Source organism: Streptomyces showdoensis (assembly GCF_039535475.1).
In the GTDB taxonomy this organism is placed as follows: domain Bacteria; phylum Actinomycetota; class Actinomycetes; order Streptomycetales; family Streptomycetaceae; genus Streptomyces; species Streptomyces showdoensis.
This window is the reverse complement of record NZ_BAAAXG010000026.1, coordinates 462,693-479,734: the sequence shown is the minus strand read 5'-3', so window position 1 is coordinate 479,734 and position 17,042 is coordinate 462,693. Positions and strand designations below refer to the sequence as shown.

Here is a 17,042-nt window from a genome sequence, read left to right as displayed (position 1 = left end):
GACCGCACCGCGCGCACCAACCGCCACCCGCCTCCCCTCCACCGGATTCAGGAACCCATCGATGCGAACCACCTCCCACCAGGAACCAGCGGCTCGTACGGTCATCCTCGGCGTCGCCGCCAGTGACAGCCACGCCGTGGCCAACCACCTCATCGCCTACTCGCTGCGCGGCCTCGGCTTCGACGTCGTCAACCTCGGCACCTGCACCCCGGTCGACGAGTTCGCCGAGGCGTGCGCCCGGCACCCCGAGGCCGAGGCCGTCGTCATCGGCAGCCTCAACGGGCACGTCCACGAGGACCTGCGCGGCCTCGACAAGGCCAAGCAGTCCGGCCGGATCGCCTGCCCCGTGATCGTCGGCGGCAACCTGTCGGTCGGCAGCCACAAGGACGGCTCCTCGCACGAGCGCCTGTACGCGGCCGGCGTCGACCACATCCTGGCCGACCCGTCCGAGCTGCCCGGCCTGCTCGACGCGCTGCGCGCCGACCGCGAGCGCACCGCCGTGACCTCCGGACTGGCGGCGTCATGAGCCTGACCTCGCTCCCGGCCCGGGGCGCCACCCCGCACTCCGACGCGGCCGCGCCGCTGCCGACACCGGCGGAGTCCGCCGCGTACATCCTCCAGCTCGGCAAGCCCACAGCGGCCGAGGTCCTCGACCGCTGCCGCGCCCAGGGCCGGGTCGCCATCCAGCCCCGCTGCGGCGTCGGCGGCCACGAGGAGATGAAGGCGCTCCTCGCGACCCTGGAGGCGGAGGCCTCGCCCGACATCCTCACCCTGACCATCGACTCGCACACCCGGCTGCTGCGCTTCGAGGAGGCGCTGCGCACCCTCAACCTGCGCCCGGCCGACCTCAACGGCTACCCGATGGTGGCGCACGGCTGGCGGCGCGGCCGCGAGCTCAACGAACTGGTCGCGGCGCCGCTGGAGATCCGGCACGGCTCGCCGGACGCCCGCACCCTGTTCGACGTCTCGGTGGCCTCCGGCATCACCTCCTTCGAGGGCGGCGGGATCTCCTACAACCTGCCCTACTCGAAGGCCGTGCCGCTCGCCGACTCGCTCGGCGCCTGGCAGGACGTGGACCGCCGCTGCGGCGAGCTCGCCGAGCACGGCGTGGTCGTCGACCGGGAGCTGTTCGGCACGCTCACCGCCGTGCTCGTGCCGCCGTCGATCAGCCTCGCGATCAGTGTCCTGGAGGCGGTGCTCGCCGCCCGCGCCGGCGTGCGCTGCATCTCCGTCGCCTACCCGCAGGGCGGCCACCTCGCCCAGGACGTCGCGGCGCTGCGCGCCATCGCCGTGCTCGCCGAGCGCTACCTGCCGGCCGACGTCACGGTCCACGCGGTGCTCCACGAGTTCATGGGGGTCTTCCCGCGCGACCGGGGCAACGCCGAGGACCTGATCTTCTACGGGGCCCTGGTCGCCCGGCTCGGCGGCGCCTCCAAGCTGATCACCAAGACCCACCAGGAGGCGTACGGGATCCCCGACACGACCGCCAACGTGGAGGGCCTGCGGCTCGCCGACCGCGCCAACTCGCCGCTGCTCGACTTCATCCGGGTCGACGAGGACCAGGTCGCCCGGGAGCTGGAGTGGATCCTCGCCGAGGTCGCCGACCTCGTCGAGCCGCTGCTGGCCCGCCCCGACCTCATCGGGGCGGTCGTCGAGGCCTTCGCCGAGGGCCGGCTCGACATCCCCTTCAGCGCCAGCCGGTACGCCCGCTCCGACCTGATCCCGCGACGCGACCGCACGGGCGCCATCCGCTACCTGTCCACGGGCGCGCTGCCCTTCTCGGCCGAGCACGTGGCCCGCAACACCGAGCTGCTGCACGCGGTGGACGGCCCGGACCCCGCCCTGGACGCGCTGATGCGCGGACTGACGGGCGACATCAACCACTTCCGCCACGTGTTCCAGGAGGAGGAGCGGCCGACCGCCGCCACCCCCGTCCGCGTCCCCGTCCCCGCCCCCGACCCCGCACCCGTGCTCACCGAACCGAGGAACTGATCCGATGCGAGCCGTCCATGTCACCGAGGCCGGTGCCCCCTCCGCCCTCACCCTCGCCGAGCTGCCCGAGCCGGCCGCCCTGCCCGGCCAGGTCGTCGTCCGCAACGCCGCCATCGGCCTCAACTTCATCGACGTCTACTACCGCAACGGCACCTACCCCGCCCCGTACCCGCTGGTCCCCGGCCAGGAGGCGGCCGGCATCGTCACCGCCGTCGGCGAGGGCGTCGACGAGATCACCCCGGGCGACCGGGTCGCCTACGCGACCCAGCTCGGCGCCTACGCCGAGTTCACGTCCGTCCCGGCGGCCAAGCTGGTCTCCGTCCCCGAGTCCGTGACCCTGGACGACGCGGCGGCCGTGCTGCTCCAGGGCCTGGCCGCGCACTACCTCAGCCACACCAGCCACCCGGTGGCGTCCGGCGAGACGATCGTCGTCCTCGCCGCCGCCGGCGGCCTCGGCCGGCTGCTCGTCCAGCTGGCCGCGCACCGGGGCGCCACGGTCGTCGCGGTGGCCTCCACCAAGGAGAAGCGCGAGACCGCCCTCGCGGCCGGCGCCCACCACGCCGTCCCGTACGAGGGCTTCGCGGAGGCCGTGCGCGAACTCACCGGCGGCGAGGGCGCGCACGCGGTCTACGACTCGGTCGGCGCGGCCACCTTCGAGACCAGCCTCAAGGCGCTGCGCCGCCGCGGCACCCTCGTCGTCTGCGGCCTGTCCAGCGGCCCCGTACCGCCCTTCGACGTGGAGCTGCTGCGCACCTCCGGCTCGCTCTACCTCACCCGCCCGACCCTCGCCGACCACGTGCCGGACGCGGCCTCGCTGCGAGCGGCGGCGGCCGAGGTCTTCCGGTACGTGGCCCAGGGCGTCCTGCGCCCCGAGGTGGGGGCGCGGCTGCCGCTGGGCGAGGCGGCGCGGGCGCACGAGCTGCTCGAAGGCCGCGGCACCACCGGCAAGGTGCTGCTGACGCCATGAGTGTCGACCTCGGAACGAGCGCGCCGACGAGCGTGAGCGCGCCGACGAGCGTGAGCGCGCCGACGGGCGCGGGCGCGGCCAGGACCGGCCGGGGCCTCGGCCTCGGCGTGGTCCCGGCGCCTGTGCTCATGCTCATCGGCATGGTCAGCACCCAGCTGGGCGCCGCCTTCGCCAAGCAGCTGTTCGGCACCGTGGGGCCGGCCACCATCACCCTGATGCGGCTCGGCTTCTCGGCCCTGGTGCTGCTGCTGTGGTGGCGGCCCTCGATGCGCCTGGACCGGCGCACGGCCGGCTCGGTGGCGGCGCTCGGCGTGGCCATCGCCGGCATGAACATCTGCTTCTACCTCGCCATGGCCCGGATGCCGGTGGGCGTGGCGCTGACCGTCGGCATGGCGGGCCCCCTCGCCGTCGCGGGCTTCGCCTCGCGGCGCGCGGCGGACCGGCTGTGGATCGTGCTGGCCGCCCTGGGCATCGCGCTGCTCGGCTGGCAGGGCGGCGCGGCCGGCCTGACCGGCCTGCTGATCGCGCTGGCCTGCGCCGTGTTCTGGGGCTCGTACGTGCCCCTGTCGAAGCGGGTCGGGGCGGTGCTGCCGGGCGGCGGCGGGCTGGCGCTGGCCATGGCCTTCGGCACCGTCTGCTCGCTGCCGGCCGGTCTGGCCGAGGGCGCGGACGCGCTGGCCCGGCCCGAGGTGCTGGCGTTCGGCTTCGGTGTCGCGATGCTGTCCTCGCTCGTCCCGTACACCTGCGAGATGGAGACGCTGCGCCGGGTGTCCGCCACCGTCTTCGGGGTGCTGCTCAGCCTGGAACCGGCGATCGGCGCCCTGGTCGCCCTCGCCGTGCTGAGCGAGACGCTCTCCCCGGCGCAGGTGGCCGGTCTGGTCGCGGTCGTCGTGGCCTCGATCGGCGTCATCCGCGGCTCCCGCAAGGCGCGGTCCACACCGCCCTCCCCACCGCAGGGCCCTCCCGCTCCTCCCACCCTCACCGAAGGAACCCACACGTCATGATCTCCACCGGCAGCAACGCAGCGCTCGCGGGCCGTCCCGAGGGCCTGGAGCAGCTCAGGAGCCTCCTGGACACGGCGCTCGGCGCGCTCGGCGACGCCGCCCTCAAGCGCGGCGGCCCGGTCGCGGCCGGCGGACCGGAGGCCGCGGTGGCCGCGGTGGGCGAGGTGCTGGGCGGCGGGCGCTTCCTCGCCGAGGAGCCCAGCGCCGAGCGGGTGACGGAGCTGTTCGAGGCGTACGCGCGCTGGTCCGTCGACCTCACCCACCCGTCGGCCGTGGCCCGGATGCAGTGCGCCCCGACGGCCGCGTCCGCCGCGGCCGAGCTGCTCGCCGCCTCGCTCAACCAGTCGCTGCACGCCTGGGAGAGCGGCCCCTTCGCGCTCGAACTGGAGCGGCGGCTGATCGCGGAGATGGCCTCCTGGGTCGGCTTCGGCCCCGAGGCCGGCGGCACCCTGACGCCCGGCGGCTCCATCTCCAACCTGATGGGCCTGCTGTTCAGCCGCGACCGCGCGCTGAAGGACTCCGGCGAGGTGTCGGCGACCGGGCTGGCCGGCCGCGCGGTCCGGCCGCGCGTCCTGTGCTCCGCCGCCGCCCACTTCTCGGTCGCCCGCGCCGCCGGCTTCCTCGGGCTCGGCCGGTCCGCCGTGGTCAAGGTGCCGGTGGACGACCGGGGCCGGATGCTCGCCGACGAGGCCCGCCGGATCGTCGAGGGCTTCGCGCCCGACGAGGTGCCGGTCGCGATCGTCGCCACGGCCGGCACCACCGACCACGGCTCCTTCGACCCGCTGCCCGAACTGGCCGACCTCGCAGCCGAGTTCGGGATCTGGCTGCACGTCGACGCCGCGTACGGCATCGGCGCGCTGTTCTCGCCGACGCTGGCCCCGCTCCTGGACGGCCTCGGCCGGGCCGACTCGGTCGCCTTCGACCTGCACAAGTTCGGCTGGGTGCCGGCCTCGTCGAGCGTGGTCGTGGTGCGCGACCGCAAGCACATGGAGTGCCTCGACGAGCAGGCCGTCTACCTCAACCCGTCCGACGACGAGGCCCTCGGCTTCACCGCCCTGCTCGGCACCTCGCTCCAGACCACCCGCCGCTCCGACGCCCTGAAGATGGCCGCCACCCTGCTCACGGTCGGCCGCGAGGGCATGGGCGCCTGGGTGGACGCCTGCCACGCGCAGGCCCGGTACGCGGCGGGCCGGATCGCCGCCGCCGAGGGCCTGGAACTCGTGGCGGACCCGCTGCTCAGCACCGTCATCTTCCGCTGCGCGCCCACCGACGGGACGCCGGTCGACGACGAGAGCGCCTGGAACGCCGCGGTGCGCCGCAGGCTGATGACGGACGGCCGCGCCCTGCTGGCCCGGACGAAGATCGCCGGCCCGGACGGCACCCCGCGGGTGCACCTGAAGCTGGTCTTCCTCAACCCCATGACGACCGAGGACGACATCGACGCCCTGCTGGCGGACGTCTCGGCCGCGGCCCGCGGGCTCGCCCGCGAGGCGGCAGCGGAGCGTTAGCGGTACGCAAGCAGGACGGCAGGGGCGGGCGGGAAGGTAGGTGGTGTCGGCAGCGAACGGGGTGCCGGCCGACCGACCTACCTTCAGCTCAGCGGGGGAGTACCACCATGCGTACCAAGCGCAAGAACACCGTCCTGGCCGTCACCGCCGCCGCCGTCCTCTCGCTCGGCCTCAGCGCCTGCGGTGGCGGCGACGACGCCGCGACCCGCGACGAGGGCGCCGCGGCGGCCCAGTCGCAGAACCAGGCGGGCGGCGGCACGGGCGGCGCCACCACCACCGGCGGCTCCACGAAGGGCGCGTCCTCCACGGGCGGCACCTCCGGCGGCTCCACGGCGGGCGGCTCGACCGGCGGCTCGACGGCCGGCGGCTCCACCGGCGGTTCGACCGCGGGCGGCGCCAAGAACGCCTCCTCCGCCAAGTCCTCGGCCAACGCCCCGGCCTGCACCTACAACGACGTGAAGATCACGACGGCGAAGGCCGACGAGACGCCCACCGAGCACATCGTCCTCACCGCCACCAACACCTCGGGCAAGACCTGCCGCCTCTACGGCTACCCGCTGATCGCCTTCGGCCCGATCCAGACCGCCAAGGACGTCCCGGCCGTCGCCAAGAGCAAGCCGGCCGCCCCGGTCGTGCTGCAGCCCGGCGCGCCCGCGTACGCCAACGTGCGGATCGCGCTCGGCGGCGCCCACGAGGACAACAAGGTCGTGAACAGCTTCAACGTGAACCTCTTCACGGGCTCCGACCCGGCCGAGGGCAGCGTCGTCGTCAAGGCCCCGGCGGGCGGCCTGGCCGTCGACGAGGCCGCCGCGAAGACCGGCTACTGGACGTACGAGCTCCGCAACGGCGCCGACGAGTTCTGATCGACCGCCGATCACGCCGCACCACGGACCGACTGCGCCGCCTGCCCCCTCAGGCGGCCAGTCCCGTTTTGGCCCCCGCCCCGCACAGCGGCAGCACCGTCGTGCCGGGGCGCCCGGGAGCGGCGCGGACGGCCGCCCAGCAGGCCACGCCGGTCGGCTCGACGAACAGGCCGCGCCGGGCGAGGTCGAGCTGCGCGGCTCGGATCTGCTCCTCCGTCACGGTGAGGAAGGTGCCGCCGGTGGCGCGCACCGCCCGCAGGATCTGGGCCGCCCGGGGCGGGGCCGGGATGGCGATGCCCTCCGCGAGGGTGGGGCGGACCGGGGCGGGGCCGGACGGCTCCTCGGCGCCCGCGCGGAAGGCGGCGGCCAGCGGGGCGACCGCCGCGGCCTGGACGGCGACGAGGGCGGGGCGCCGGTCGACCAGCCCGTGGCCGTACAGCTCCTCGACGGCGAGGGCCGCGCCGAGCAGCAGGGTCCCGTTGCCGACGGGCAGCACGAGGGTCTCGGGGAGCCGGCCGCCCAGGTCCTCCCAGAGCTCGTAGACGTAGGTCTTCGTGCCGTGCAGGAAGTGCGGGTTGTACACGTGCGAGGCGTAGAAGACGCCGGGCGCGTCGGCCGCGGCCCGCGCGGCCCGGGCGGTGTCCTCGCGGTCGCCGGGGACGACGACCGTGCGGGCGCCGTGGGCGCGGATCTGCTCCAGCTTCTTCGGGGACGTCCCCTCCGGCACGTACACGGCGCAGTCGAGTCCGGCGCGAGCGCAGTACGCGGCGACCGCCGTGCCCGCGTTGCCGCTGCTGTCGGCGATCACGGTGTCCGGCCCGAGGCGGCGGGCGAGTTCGGCGAGCATCACGGCGCCGCGGTCCTTGAAGGACAGGGTCGGCATGAGGAAGTCCAGTTTGGCCGAAACGATTCCGCCGTCGGAGCCGGAGTCGCTGCCGGAACCGGTCCCGGGCCCCGTGAGCGGGACCAGCGGGGTGCGGCCCTCGCCGAGGGTGACGTGGGGCGCCTGGGGCGGTTCGGTCGCGAGGGGCAGGACCTCCTCGTAACGCCACAATGAATTCACACGTGACGTGAGGGACGCGAGTGACACGGGTGCTCCGGTGAACTCCAGATCCCAGGGCCCGTGGCAGCGCGGACAACACCAGGTGAGGGCGGACGCGGGGGCGTGGACCTGGCAGCGGGGGCACACGTAGTCGGTCATGGGCGCCAGCATGGCAGCGGTGTGGCGCCCGTGTGACGTGGCGCCCGGGGCCCTTGTGCGATTCCTATGGATCCGCCAACCTTTCGCTCGGCACCCCGACATGACGAACGGCCCGGGTTCCCCCTGCCCTCTTGTCATGTCCCTGCCGTACCCCCACAGCAGCGCACCACCAATGAGGAGGACCCCTCACATGTCCGTGATGCGTGATTCCAGGCGCAGGCTGGCCGCCGCGAGCGCCATAGCCGTCGCCGCCCTCGCGCTCGGCTCCCTCTCCGCCGTCCCGGCCACCGCCGCCGGAACCGCCGCCGAAGGCGTCATCCTGAACGCCGGGGCCGAGGGCACCGTCGCCAACAGCTACATCGTCACCCTCCGCGAGTCCGCCGCCCAGGCGGAGACCGCGAAGGGGCGGGCGGTGGCGACGAAGTTCGGCGCGAAGATCAAGCGGACGTACACCGCGGCCCTCAACGGCTACTCCGTCGAGCTCTCCGAGGCGCAGGCGAGGAAGCTCGCCGCCGACCCGGCCGTCGAGACCGTCAGCCAGAACCGCGTCTTCCACGTCGACGGCACCCAGCCCTCCCCGCCGTCCTGGGGCCTCGACCGGATCGACCAGAAGGCCCTCCCGCTCAACCAGAGCTACACCTACCCGGACAGCGCGGGCCAGGGCGTCACGGCGTACATCATCGACACCGGCGTCCGGATCACCCACAGCGACTTCGGCGGGCGCGCCTCCTACGGCTACGACGCCATCGACAACGACAACACCGCCCAGGACGGCCACGGCCACGGCACCCACGTCGCCGGCACCGTCGCGGGCAACGCGTACGGCGTCGCCAAGAAGGCGAAGATCGTCGGCGTCCGCGTCCTCGACAACTCCGGCTCCGGCACGACCGAGCAGGTCGTCGCGGGCATCGACTGGGTGACGGCGAACGCGGTCAAGCCCGCCGTCGCCAACATGAGCCTCGGCGGCGGGGTCGACTCCGTCCTCGACGACGCGGTGCGCCGCTCCATCGCCTCCGGCGTCACGTACGGCGTCGCGGCCGGCAACGAGACCGACAACGCGGCCAACCACTCGCCCGCCCGGGTCGCCGAGGCCATCACGGTCGGCGCCACCACGTCGACCGATGCCAAGGCGAGCTACTCCAACTACGGCGCGGGCCTGGACCTGTTCGCCCCCGGCTCGTCCATCACCTCGTCCTGGAACAGCAGCGACTCGGCGACCAACACCATCTCCGGTACGTCGATGGCGACCCCGCACGTGGTCGGCGCCGCCGCCCTCTACCTGGCCGACAACCCGACGTCCACCCCGGCGCAGGTCGCCACGGCGCTGGTCAACGCCGCGACCCCGAACGTCGTGACCAGCCCCGGCTCCGGCTCGCCGAACCGGCTGCTGTTCGTCGGCGGAGGCGGCACCACCCCGCCGCCCGGCAAGAAGTTCGAGAACACCACGGACTACGCGATCAACGACAACGCGACCGTCGAGTCCCCGGTCACCGTCACCGGCGTCACGGGCAACGCGCCGGCCGCCCTCCAGGTCCCGGTCAACATCGTGCACACCTACATCGGTGACCTCCAGGTCCAGCTGATCGCCCCCGACGGCTCGGCGTACACCCTGAAGGCCTTCGGCACCGGCGGCAGCACGGACAACATCAACACCACCTACACCGTCAACGCCTCCTCCGAGGTCGCGAACGGCACGTGGAAGCTCCGGGTCACGGACAACGCGGCCGTCGACACCGGGAAGATCGACTCCTGGGCGCTGCAGTTCTGACGCGTCGCGCTTCCGACGCGCCGGGGTCCTGACGCGTCGAGGTTTCCCACCTCGCGGTTCCGAGGGGCGGTCGCCGGTCCGGCGGCCGCCCCTCCCGTCACGGCCGGGCCACCCAGCCCGCCGTCAGGACCAGCCGTGAGTCGCGGTGCACGGCGAGGAAGCCGAAGGGGCGGTCCACGGCGAGACGGACCAGGCGGACCCGGTACGGGGTCGCCGGCGCGGCCCCGCCCATCGCGCCGGACACCGTCGCCGACGCCGCCAGGAAACCCTCGGCGCCGAACTCGGCGGTCGCCGTCTGACGGCCCTGCCCGATCGCCAGCGGCTCCGCGCTCACGCCGGGGAAGTGCCCGTCGCCGTCGTCGCTCGCGGCCGTCAGGCCGAAGACCTCGCGGTGCGCCAGGAGATCGTGGCCGGCGGCGAGCGAGAAGCCCGGCGTGGACACCGCGAGCCGCGGCTCGCGACCGGTGCTCCGCACGGTCTCGACGGTGAGGCCGGGACCCGGTTCGCCGAGCGGCAGCCGCTCGCCGGTGACGACCGGCCGGCCGCCCGCGAGGACGTCGAGCCCGGCCCGCAGCACCTCGCCGGACGCGGCCTCCTCCGGGCCGAGGAGCAGGTGCACGTCGACCCCCGTGTCGCCGAGGACCCTGAGCACCGTGAGCGGGCCCGCCGCGGTGTCGGCCACGCCGACCTGGTCGAGCAGGGACGAGGACCGGTGCAGCGACGGGTAGGCCAGGCCCGCCCAGGGGCCGACCCGTCCCCGTCCCCGGCGCTGCCAGAAGGGCTGGAGCCAGGTCGTCCGCACCACCTGGGCGGAGGCCAGGACCAGCAGCGCCTCTTCGTCCACCGTGACCGGCAGCGCGGGGATCAGACCGTCCGTGCGCGCGGCCGCCCACGCGTCGAGGGCCTTCCGGTCGACGGCCCCGTCGCCGGTGAGCCGGCCCAGTGTCGCGTCCGGCAGCCCCGCGACCCAGGAGTCCCGCAGCCGCAGGCCCGCGCGGGCCCACAGTCCGGTGGCCGAGGCGACTCCGGGGATCCCGGCGAGCCCGGCCGCCAGCTCGCGGGCCGCCCCGGCGGCCTCGTCGGCCGGCAGGCCGAGCGCCTCCGCCAGCTCGCTCCGGGCCGCGCCCGTGGCGCCCTCGGCGAGGTGGGCGAGCAGGGGCCAGACGCCCGCCGCCGACAGGACGGTGCCGGCGCCCGCCGGAACCGCCCCGGCCCACCGTGCCGTCAACCGGTTGACCGCCCGTACCGTCTCGCCCCGCATACCGCCCCCGTCCCCGGACCACGTACGATGCGCGCGCCCGTTCGATTGTTCGCTCTCCCCGCCCCGATCAGGAGCACCGTACTCGTGGACCCCTCCCAGCCGCCCCAGGATTCTCCGGCCCCGGGGACCCCGACGCCGCCCCCTCCCGCCCCGCCCGCGGGGCCTCCCGCCGGGCCGCCCGCGCCCGGTCCGTACGGGGCTCCCGGGCCGTACGGCGCCGGCCCCGGGCCGTACAACGCGCCGGGGCCCTACACGCCGTACGGTCCCTACGGCCCCCAGGGGCCCGGAGGCACCGGCCCGTACGGGGAGCCCCGGCCCGGCACCAACGGGCTGGCCGTCGCCTCGTTCGTCGCCGGCATCGTCTGCTGTCTGCCGCCGCTCGGGCTGATCCTCGGCCTGGTCGCCCTGCCGCAGATCAGGAAGAAGCGGCAGAAGGGCAAGGGTTTCGCGATCGCGGGCATCGCCCTGTCCACGGTGAGCTGCCTGCTGATCGCGCTCGGCTTCGCGACCGGCGGGTTCAACGAGTTCTGGCAGGGCTTCAAGGAGGGCGTGGACGAGGCCGGCTCCGCCAAGTCGAAGTCCACCTTCTCGCTGCGCAGGGGCGAGTGCTTCAACGTGCCGGGGAAGATGGAGACGTCCACCGCGGACGTCGACATCGTCGACTGCGCGAAGCCCCACGAGGGCGAGGTCACCGGCGGCTTCAAGATCACCGGCTACGCCAAGTGGCCCGGCGAAAAGGTGCTCGACGGCCTCGCCGAGGAGCGCTGCCAGGAGATCAACGACGCGTACACGCTGGACAAGTGGGCCGTCCCGGACGACGTCTGGACCTACTACTACCTGCCCACCAGCCTCACCTGGCGCGGCGGCGACCGTGAGGTGACCTGCACCTACGGCACCGACAAGGCGCGCTTCACCGGTTCCCTGCGCAAGGACGGGTTCACCCTCGACCGCGACCAGCACGCCTTCCTCCTGGCCGTCAACGCGATCGACGCCGCCCTGATGGAGGAGCCCGAGGAGGACGCCGACGCCGAGCTCGCCGGGAACAAGGCCTGGGCCCGGAAGGTCTTCTCGACCGTCAAGCGGGAGAGCCAGGGGCTGCGCACCCGCGGCTGGCCCGCCGCGGCCTCCCCGTCCGTGGTCGGGCTTTCGGACAAGCTCGACGCCGCGGCGAAGAAGTGGCAGAAGCTGGCCGCGGCCCCGGACGCCGACGCCTTCTGGGCGGAGTACGAGAAGGCCTACGACGCGCTCGACCCGACGATCGAGTCCCCGGCCCGCCGGGCGCTCGGCCTCGCCGACACGGCCGGCCACGACAGCAAGAAGGTCTGACCCGGGGCCGCCGTCCGCGGGCCCCTCCGCCGTGGTGCCCGAGCGGACTTCGGCGCCTCAGCGCCTCGGCGCCTCAGCGCCTCAGCGGCGGCCGCCCAGCACGCCGTTCACCGCGGTGATCAGCTCGCCGTCCGGGGTGTCCCCGTCCAGCGACCAGAACATCGCGCCGCCGAGCCCCTTGGCCCGTACGTACGCCGACTTGGTGCGCAGCACCTGCGGGTCGTCGTAGGTCCAGAAGGTCGTGCCGTCGAACAGCCAGGCGTGGCCGTTGCGCCGGTCGCGGTGCACGGTGGACGCCCCCGAGGCGGCGAGCTTCTTCAGCGCCTCGTAGTCCTCGGAGCCCGCGCCCCAGGTGCCGGCCGCCGGGCCGGTCGCGGGCTTGCCGAGGCCGGTTCCGCCACCGGTGACACCGGTCCAGCCCTGGCCGTAGAACGGCATGCCGACCACCAGCTTGCGGGCGGGCGCGCCGCGCCGCAGCCAGTCGTTCACGGTCTGGTCGACGCTGAAGTCGCCCTGGGGGGCGAAGAGCGCGGACTGCTGGGCGGTGGTCGACTCCCAGCTGCCGTGGAAGTCGTAGCCCTGGAGGTTGACGAAGTCCAGGTCGCGCATGATCTTCCGGACCTCGAAGCCCGCGTCGATCTTGGCCGGCGCGGTCGGCACGAACGCCGACAGCTCGTAGTGCTTCCGCTTCCGCTCGGTCTTGGCGTACGCGTCGAGCTGGACGCGGAACTCCCGTACCAGGGCGGTGAAGTTCTGCTTGTCCTCGGGGCGGAAGACGGTGTCGGTGTCGCCCGCGGAGCCGGGCCACTCCCAGTCGATGTCGATGCCGTCGAAGACGCCCGCGGCGGCTCCCGCGCCGCCTCGGGCGCCGTCGACGGGCAGGTTGCCCTTGATGTAGAGGTCGATGCAGGAGGCGACGAGGGCCTTGCGGGAGGCCGGGGTGCGGACCGCGTCCGAGAAGTGGGTGGACCAGCTCCAGCCGCCCAGCGAGATCATCACCTTGAGGCCGGGGTGCTCGGCCTTGAGCTCGCGCAGCTGGTTGAAGTTGCCGGCCAGCGGCTGGTCCGGGGTGTCGGCGACGCCGTCGACCGAGCCGGCCGCGTCGATCGGGCGCACGTAGTCGGCCCAGGGGTCGGCCTCGCCGGGGACGTTCCCGGTGAAGCACCTGCCCTCGGCGCTGACGTTGCCGAAGGCGTAGTTGATGTGGCTCAGCTTGGCGGCGGTGCCGCTGGTCTCCAGGTCCTTGACCTGGAAGTTCCGCCCGTAGACGCCCCATTGGGTGAAGTAGCCGACGCGCTTGTACGCGGGCTTGGCGGACTGCTCGTGCCGCTCGGGGGCCGGGGCCGCGCCCGCGGCGGGGGCGAGGGCGGCGAGGAGGCCGAGGGCGACGGTGGCGACGGACATCCGGGAAAGGGTTATGCGACGCATGAGGCGGAACGTATTGGTCTGGACCATCAACGTCAAGGATTCCGACGGGAGTTCGGTGGCTATACCTGCGGTAAGCGCCTGCGTAAAGGCAAATCATCACTTCGGGTGAAACCCTGGCCCATGCTTGCGGATGTGCACCCTCGGTCGTCAGTCTGTAGCTGTCAGTCAACCTGAGGGGAGTGTCCAGTGACGTTCGGTGAGCAGCCGGCCTATCTGCGTGTGGCGAGCGATCTCCGGGAGAAGATCGCCAACGGCTCGCTTCCCCCGCACACCCGGCTCCCCTCGCAGGCGCGCATCCGCGAGGAGTACGGGGTGTCGGACACCGTCGCGCTGGAGGCGCGCAAGGTCCTGATGGCCGAGGGCCTGGTCGAGGGACGCTCGGGTTCGGGGACCTATGTGCGCGAGCGCCCGGTGCCGCGCCCCATCGCCCGCTCCGGCTACCGCCCGGCCGCGGGCGCCACGCCCTTCCGTCAGGAGCAGGCCGCCGAAGGGGCCCGCGGCACCTGGGAGTCGAACAGCGAGCAGGAGCCGGCGAGCGCCGAGACCGCCGCCCGGCTCGGCATCGAGCCGGGGGAGCGGGTGATGCGCACGCGGTACGTCTACCGGGACGCGGGCGAGCCGATGATGCTCTCCACCTCCTGGGAGCCGCTCGCCGTCACCGGTCGCACGCCGGTCATGCTGCCCGAGGAGGGGCCGCTGGGCGGCTGCGGGGTCGTCGAGCGGATGGCCGCGATCGACGTGGTCGTGGACAACGTCGTGGAGGAGGTCGGCGCCCGGCCCGGCCTCGCGGAGGAGCTGCTGACCCTCGGCGGCGTCCCCGGCCACGTCGTGATGGTGGTCGAGCGGACGTACTACGCCTCGGGGCGCGCGGTCGAGACCGCCGACGTCGTCGTCCCCGCCGACCGCTACCGGGTCGCCTACCACCTCCCGGTGCGGTGAGAATCGCGGGTCTCGCGCCGTCCGCCGCCGGTCGGGCCCCGTCGGCGGTGCGCTGAGCGGTGCCGGCTGTCCGGGGGCGTTCACACCGAGTTGACGGAGTGTCCACTCCCGTAACGCCGGGGCAACCGCGCGCCGCGACGGATCGTCACGCCCCGCTCCTACCTTCCTCGTCCGTACCCGCAATCCGGTCGGACGACAGGAAACAGGAACCCTCATGACGGACACGGTCACCCCGCCCGGCACCTCGGCGCCCGCCCCGCCGCCCCGCCGCCGCTACGCCGCACTGGCCGCCGACGAGAGCCGCGAGGACTACTCGCTGCGCTACGCGCCGTACTCCTTCCGCCGCTGGTCGCCCGCGACGGTCGCCGGCACCGCGCTCGGCGGCATCGCCTACCTCGCCGACTTCGCCATCGGCGCCTCGATCGTCTTCACCTACGGCTTCACCAGCGGTCTCGCCTCGATCCTCACCGCCGCCGTCGTCATCTTCCTCACCGGCATCCCGATCGCCCGCGCCTGCGCGCGCTACGGCCTGGACATGGACCTGGTCACCCGGGGCGCCGGCTTCGGCTACTTCGGCTCGACCCTCACCTCGCTGATCTACGCCTCCTTCACCTTCATCTTCTTCGCGCTCGAAGGCTCGATCATGGCCCAGGCCATGCACCAGGCCTTCGGGCTGCCCGTCGAGATCGGCTACCTGGTCACCACGCTGATCGTGATCCCGATCGTCTTCCGCGGCATGGGCGCCCTCGCCAAGGTGCAGGCCTGGACCCAGCCCCTGTGGCTGGTCGGCCTGGTGCTGCCCTTCCTGGTGCTCGCCTTCGAGGCGCCGGACTCCTGGGGCGCCTTCGCCTCCTTCGGCGGCACCGAGGGGGCCGGCTCCGGCTTCTCGTGGATCGGCTTCGGTCTCGGCACCGGAGTCGCCCTCTCGCTCATCGCGCAGATCGGCGAGCAGGCCGACTACCTGCGCTTCATGCCCGCGAAGACCGAGGAGAACAAGCGGCGCTGGAACCTCGCCGTGCTCGCCGCCGGACCCGGCTGGGTCGTCATCGGCGCGGCCAAGCAGCTCGGCGGCGCCTTCCTCGCCTTCGTCGCCCTGGAGGCGGTCGGCAAGACCCACGCCCTGGAGCCGATCGCCCCGCAGATCGAGGCGCTCAAGCCCTGGCTCGGCTCCTTCGCGCTGCCCGCCGCCGCCCTGTTCGTGATCGTCTCCCAGATCAAGATCAACGTCACCAACGCCTACAGCGGCTCGCTGTCCTGGTCGAACTTCTTCTCCCGGATCACCCACCGCCACCCCGGCCGGGTCTGGTACATCTTCCTCAACCTCGCCATCGCGCTGACGCTGATGGAGATGAACATGTTCGCGGCCCTGGGCAAGCTGCTGGGCTTCTACTCCAACGTCGGCATCGCCTGGATCGCCGCCGTCGCCGCCGACCTCGTCATCAACAAGCGGGCCGGCTGGAGCCCGCCGTACATCGAGTTCAAGCGCGCCTACCTGTACGCGGTGAACCCGGCCGGCTTCGGCGCCATGGCGATCGCCTCGGTCGTCTCGATCCTCGCCTTCTTCGGCCTCTTCGGGACCTACGCGGAGGCCTTCTCCACCTTCATCGCCGCCGGCCTCGCCCTGCTGCTCTGCCCGCTCATCGCCTGGGCGACCAAGGGGAAGTACTACCTGGCCCGGCCGAACCCCGTGAACGGCCCGGACGCCGCGCCGGCCGACGTGACGGCGACTCACGAGTGCACGGTCTGCGCCACCGCGTACGAGCTGCCCGACATCGCCGACTGCCCCGCCCACTCCGGTCCGATCTGCTCGCTGTGCTGCTCCCTCGACGCCGGGTGCGGGGACGTCTGCCGCAAGGATCCGGAGGCCGCGGGACCCGTCCTGATGCCGGTGCCGACCGTCCCGAAGGCCGCGCCCGCGGCGTGAGCTCCGGCCTCCCTCCGCCGGTTACTGGCCAGATACATATCTCTTCGTGAAAACACGTATCCGCTGTGTAAAGGTCAGGCGTAAGCTCCGGCATATGCGGATTGCGGTTTCCTGGAGATCGTCAGACACGGCCGGACCGGCGGAGGGAGAAGTCCGATGAGCGACAGCGGCCCCGTCCTCCCCTGGCTGGTCATACGGCAGGACGACAACGGCAACCGCTACCGCGTCGGTCGGTACGCGACGCAGGACGAGGCCCAGAAGATCGCCGACAGCCTCGACGCCCGCGGCCACAAGCAGCTCTACCTGGTCGAGCGGATCGGCGAGCCCGCGCTCTGAGGCTACGCTCCGCCCCATGACCGATCGCACCACCCGTTCCGCCCGCCCCGGCCCCGGCCCTGTCGTCGTGGTGGTGGCCGGGGCGCTGTACGACCAGGGGCGGCTGCTCGCCGCCCGTCGCAGTGCCCCCGCCGAACTCGCCGGCCGCTGGGAGCTGCCCGGCGGCAAGCTGGAGCCCGGCGAGAGCCCCGAGGAGGCCCTGGTCAGGGAACTCCGCGAGGAGCTGGGCGTCGAGACCGAACCCGGCGAGCGCATCCCCGGCGAGTGGCCGCTCAAGCCCGGCTACGTGCTGCGGGTGTGGACCGCCCGCCTGCTCTCCGGCGAGCCGCGGCCGCTGGAGGACCACGACCAGCTGCGCTGGCTGGCCCGCCACGAGCTGGACTCCGTCGACTGGCTCGACCAGGACCGGCCCGCCGTCGCGGAAGCCGCCCGGCTGCTGCCCGCGAGCCCCCGTGACGGCGCGCGCGACTGACTCCTACGCCGTTCGTGCCACCGTGCGCCCACCCGGCCGCCCGGCGCGATATC

Annotated in this window: 15 protein-coding genes; 12 read left to right on the top strand and 3 right to left on the bottom strand. The window is 73.6% G+C overall.

Annotated elements, in window-relative coordinates; translation table 11 throughout:
- Positions 1 to 61 precede the first annotated feature (61 nt).
- The 6 genes from ABD981_RS14675 to ABD981_RS14650 all read left to right on the top strand — a co-directional run bounded on the left by ABD981_RS14675 (position 62) and on the right by ABD981_RS14650 (position 6,334).
- Entirely contained in the window at positions 62 to 526 is a 465-nt protein-coding gene (locus ABD981_RS14675; protein ID WP_046911270.1) for a cobalamin-dependent protein, read from the top strand.
- Positions 523 to 1,992: a methylaspartate mutase gene (locus ABD981_RS14670; protein ID WP_046911271.1), complete on the top strand. Its 1,470-nt coding sequence runs from the start codon at positions 523 to 525 to the stop codon at positions 1,990 to 1,992. Before ABD981_RS14675 ends, ABD981_RS14670 begins: the two co-directional genes overlap by 4 nt.
- Before the next feature lie 4 nt (positions 1,993 to 1,996).
- Positions 1,997 to 2,959, top strand: coding sequence for a quinone oxidoreductase family protein (locus tag ABD981_RS14665; protein WP_046911272.1), 963 nt, complete (start codon positions 1,997 to 1,999; stop codon positions 2,957 to 2,959).
- Positions 2,956 to 3,963, top strand: coding sequence for an EamA family transporter (locus ABD981_RS14660; protein ID WP_123955095.1), 1,008 nt, complete (start codon positions 2,956 to 2,958; stop codon positions 3,961 to 3,963). The genes ABD981_RS14665 and ABD981_RS14660 overlap by 4 nt, the downstream gene beginning before the upstream one ends.
- A complete protein-coding gene (locus tag ABD981_RS14655) occupies positions 3,960 to 5,471 on the top strand; it encodes a pyridoxal phosphate-dependent decarboxylase family protein (protein ID WP_046911273.1) in 1,512 nt (503 codons plus the stop codon). Before ABD981_RS14660 ends, ABD981_RS14655 begins: the two co-directional genes overlap by 4 nt.
- Before the next feature lie 107 nt (positions 5,472 to 5,578).
- Positions 5,579 to 6,334, top strand: coding sequence for a DUF4232 domain-containing protein (locus ABD981_RS14650; RefSeq protein WP_046911274.1), 756 nt, complete (start codon positions 5,579 to 5,581; stop codon positions 6,332 to 6,334).
- A 49-nt stretch (positions 6,335 to 6,383) separates the two neighbouring features.
- Here the strand turns inward: ABD981_RS14650 and ABD981_RS14645 are convergent, their stop codons facing one another.
- Positions 6,384 to 7,547 carry a threonine synthase gene (locus ABD981_RS14645; RefSeq protein WP_046911275.1) on the bottom strand — a complete coding sequence of 388 codons (1,164 nt, stop codon included), beginning with the start codon at positions 7,545 to 7,547 and terminating at the stop codon, positions 6,384 to 6,386.
- Positions 7,548 to 7,725: 178 nt separating this feature from the next.
- Between ABD981_RS14645 and ABD981_RS14640 the strand changes: the two genes are divergently transcribed.
- Positions 7,726 to 9,303 carry a S8 family peptidase gene (locus ABD981_RS14640; RefSeq protein ID WP_046911276.1) on the top strand — a complete coding sequence of 526 codons (1,578 nt, stop codon included), beginning with the start codon at positions 7,726 to 7,728 and terminating at the stop codon, positions 9,301 to 9,303.
- A 97-nt stretch (positions 9,304 to 9,400) separates the two neighbouring features.
- Here ABD981_RS14640 and ABD981_RS14635 read toward each other — a convergent pair whose 3' ends face one another.
- Positions 9,401 to 10,564, bottom strand: a complete 1,164-nt coding sequence (locus tag ABD981_RS14635) for a serpin family protein (RefSeq protein ID WP_046911277.1) — start codon at positions 10,562 to 10,564, stop codon at positions 9,401 to 9,403.
- An 84-nt stretch (positions 10,565 to 10,648) separates the two neighbouring features.
- On the opposite strand from ABD981_RS14635, the gene ABD981_RS14630 reads away from it, so the two are divergent.
- Entirely contained in the window at positions 10,649 to 11,890 is a 1,242-nt protein-coding gene (locus ABD981_RS14630) for a DUF4190 domain-containing protein (RefSeq protein WP_046911278.1), read from the top strand.
- Positions 11,891 to 11,971: 81 nt separating this feature from the next.
- Here ABD981_RS14630 and ABD981_RS14625 read toward each other — a convergent pair whose 3' ends face one another.
- The gene (locus tag ABD981_RS14625; protein WP_046911292.1) at positions 11,972 to 13,318 is read right to left on the bottom strand and encodes a glycoside hydrolase family 18 protein; all 1,347 of its coding nucleotides are present in this window, start codon (positions 13,316 to 13,318) and stop codon (positions 11,972 to 11,974) included.
- Between the two features lie 186 nt (positions 13,319 to 13,504).
- Between ABD981_RS14625 and ABD981_RS14620 the strand changes: the two genes are divergently transcribed.
- The 4 genes from ABD981_RS14620 to ABD981_RS14605 all read left to right on the top strand — a co-directional run bounded on the left by ABD981_RS14620 (position 13,505) and on the right by ABD981_RS14605 (position 16,989).
- Positions 13,505 to 14,257 carry a GntR family transcriptional regulator gene (locus ABD981_RS14620; protein WP_046911279.1) on the top strand — a complete coding sequence of 251 codons (753 nt, stop codon included), beginning with the start codon at positions 13,505 to 13,507 and terminating at the stop codon, positions 14,255 to 14,257.
- A 214-nt stretch (positions 14,258 to 14,471) separates the two neighbouring features.
- Positions 14,472 to 16,181: a purine-cytosine permease family protein gene (locus tag ABD981_RS14615; protein WP_046911280.1), complete on the top strand. Its 1,710-nt coding sequence runs from the start codon at positions 14,472 to 14,474 to the stop codon at positions 16,179 to 16,181.
- Positions 16,182 to 16,337: 156 nt separating this feature from the next.
- The gene (locus tag ABD981_RS14610) at positions 16,338 to 16,517 is read left to right on the top strand and encodes an SPOR domain-containing protein (protein WP_046911281.1); all 180 of its coding nucleotides are present in this window, start codon (positions 16,338 to 16,340) and stop codon (positions 16,515 to 16,517) included.
- Between the two features lie 16 nt (positions 16,518 to 16,533).
- The gene (locus tag ABD981_RS14605; protein WP_046911282.1) at positions 16,534 to 16,989 is read left to right on the top strand and encodes a (deoxy)nucleoside triphosphate pyrophosphohydrolase; all 456 of its coding nucleotides are present in this window, start codon (positions 16,534 to 16,536) and stop codon (positions 16,987 to 16,989) included.
- Positions 16,990 to 17,042: the final 53 nt, after the last annotated feature.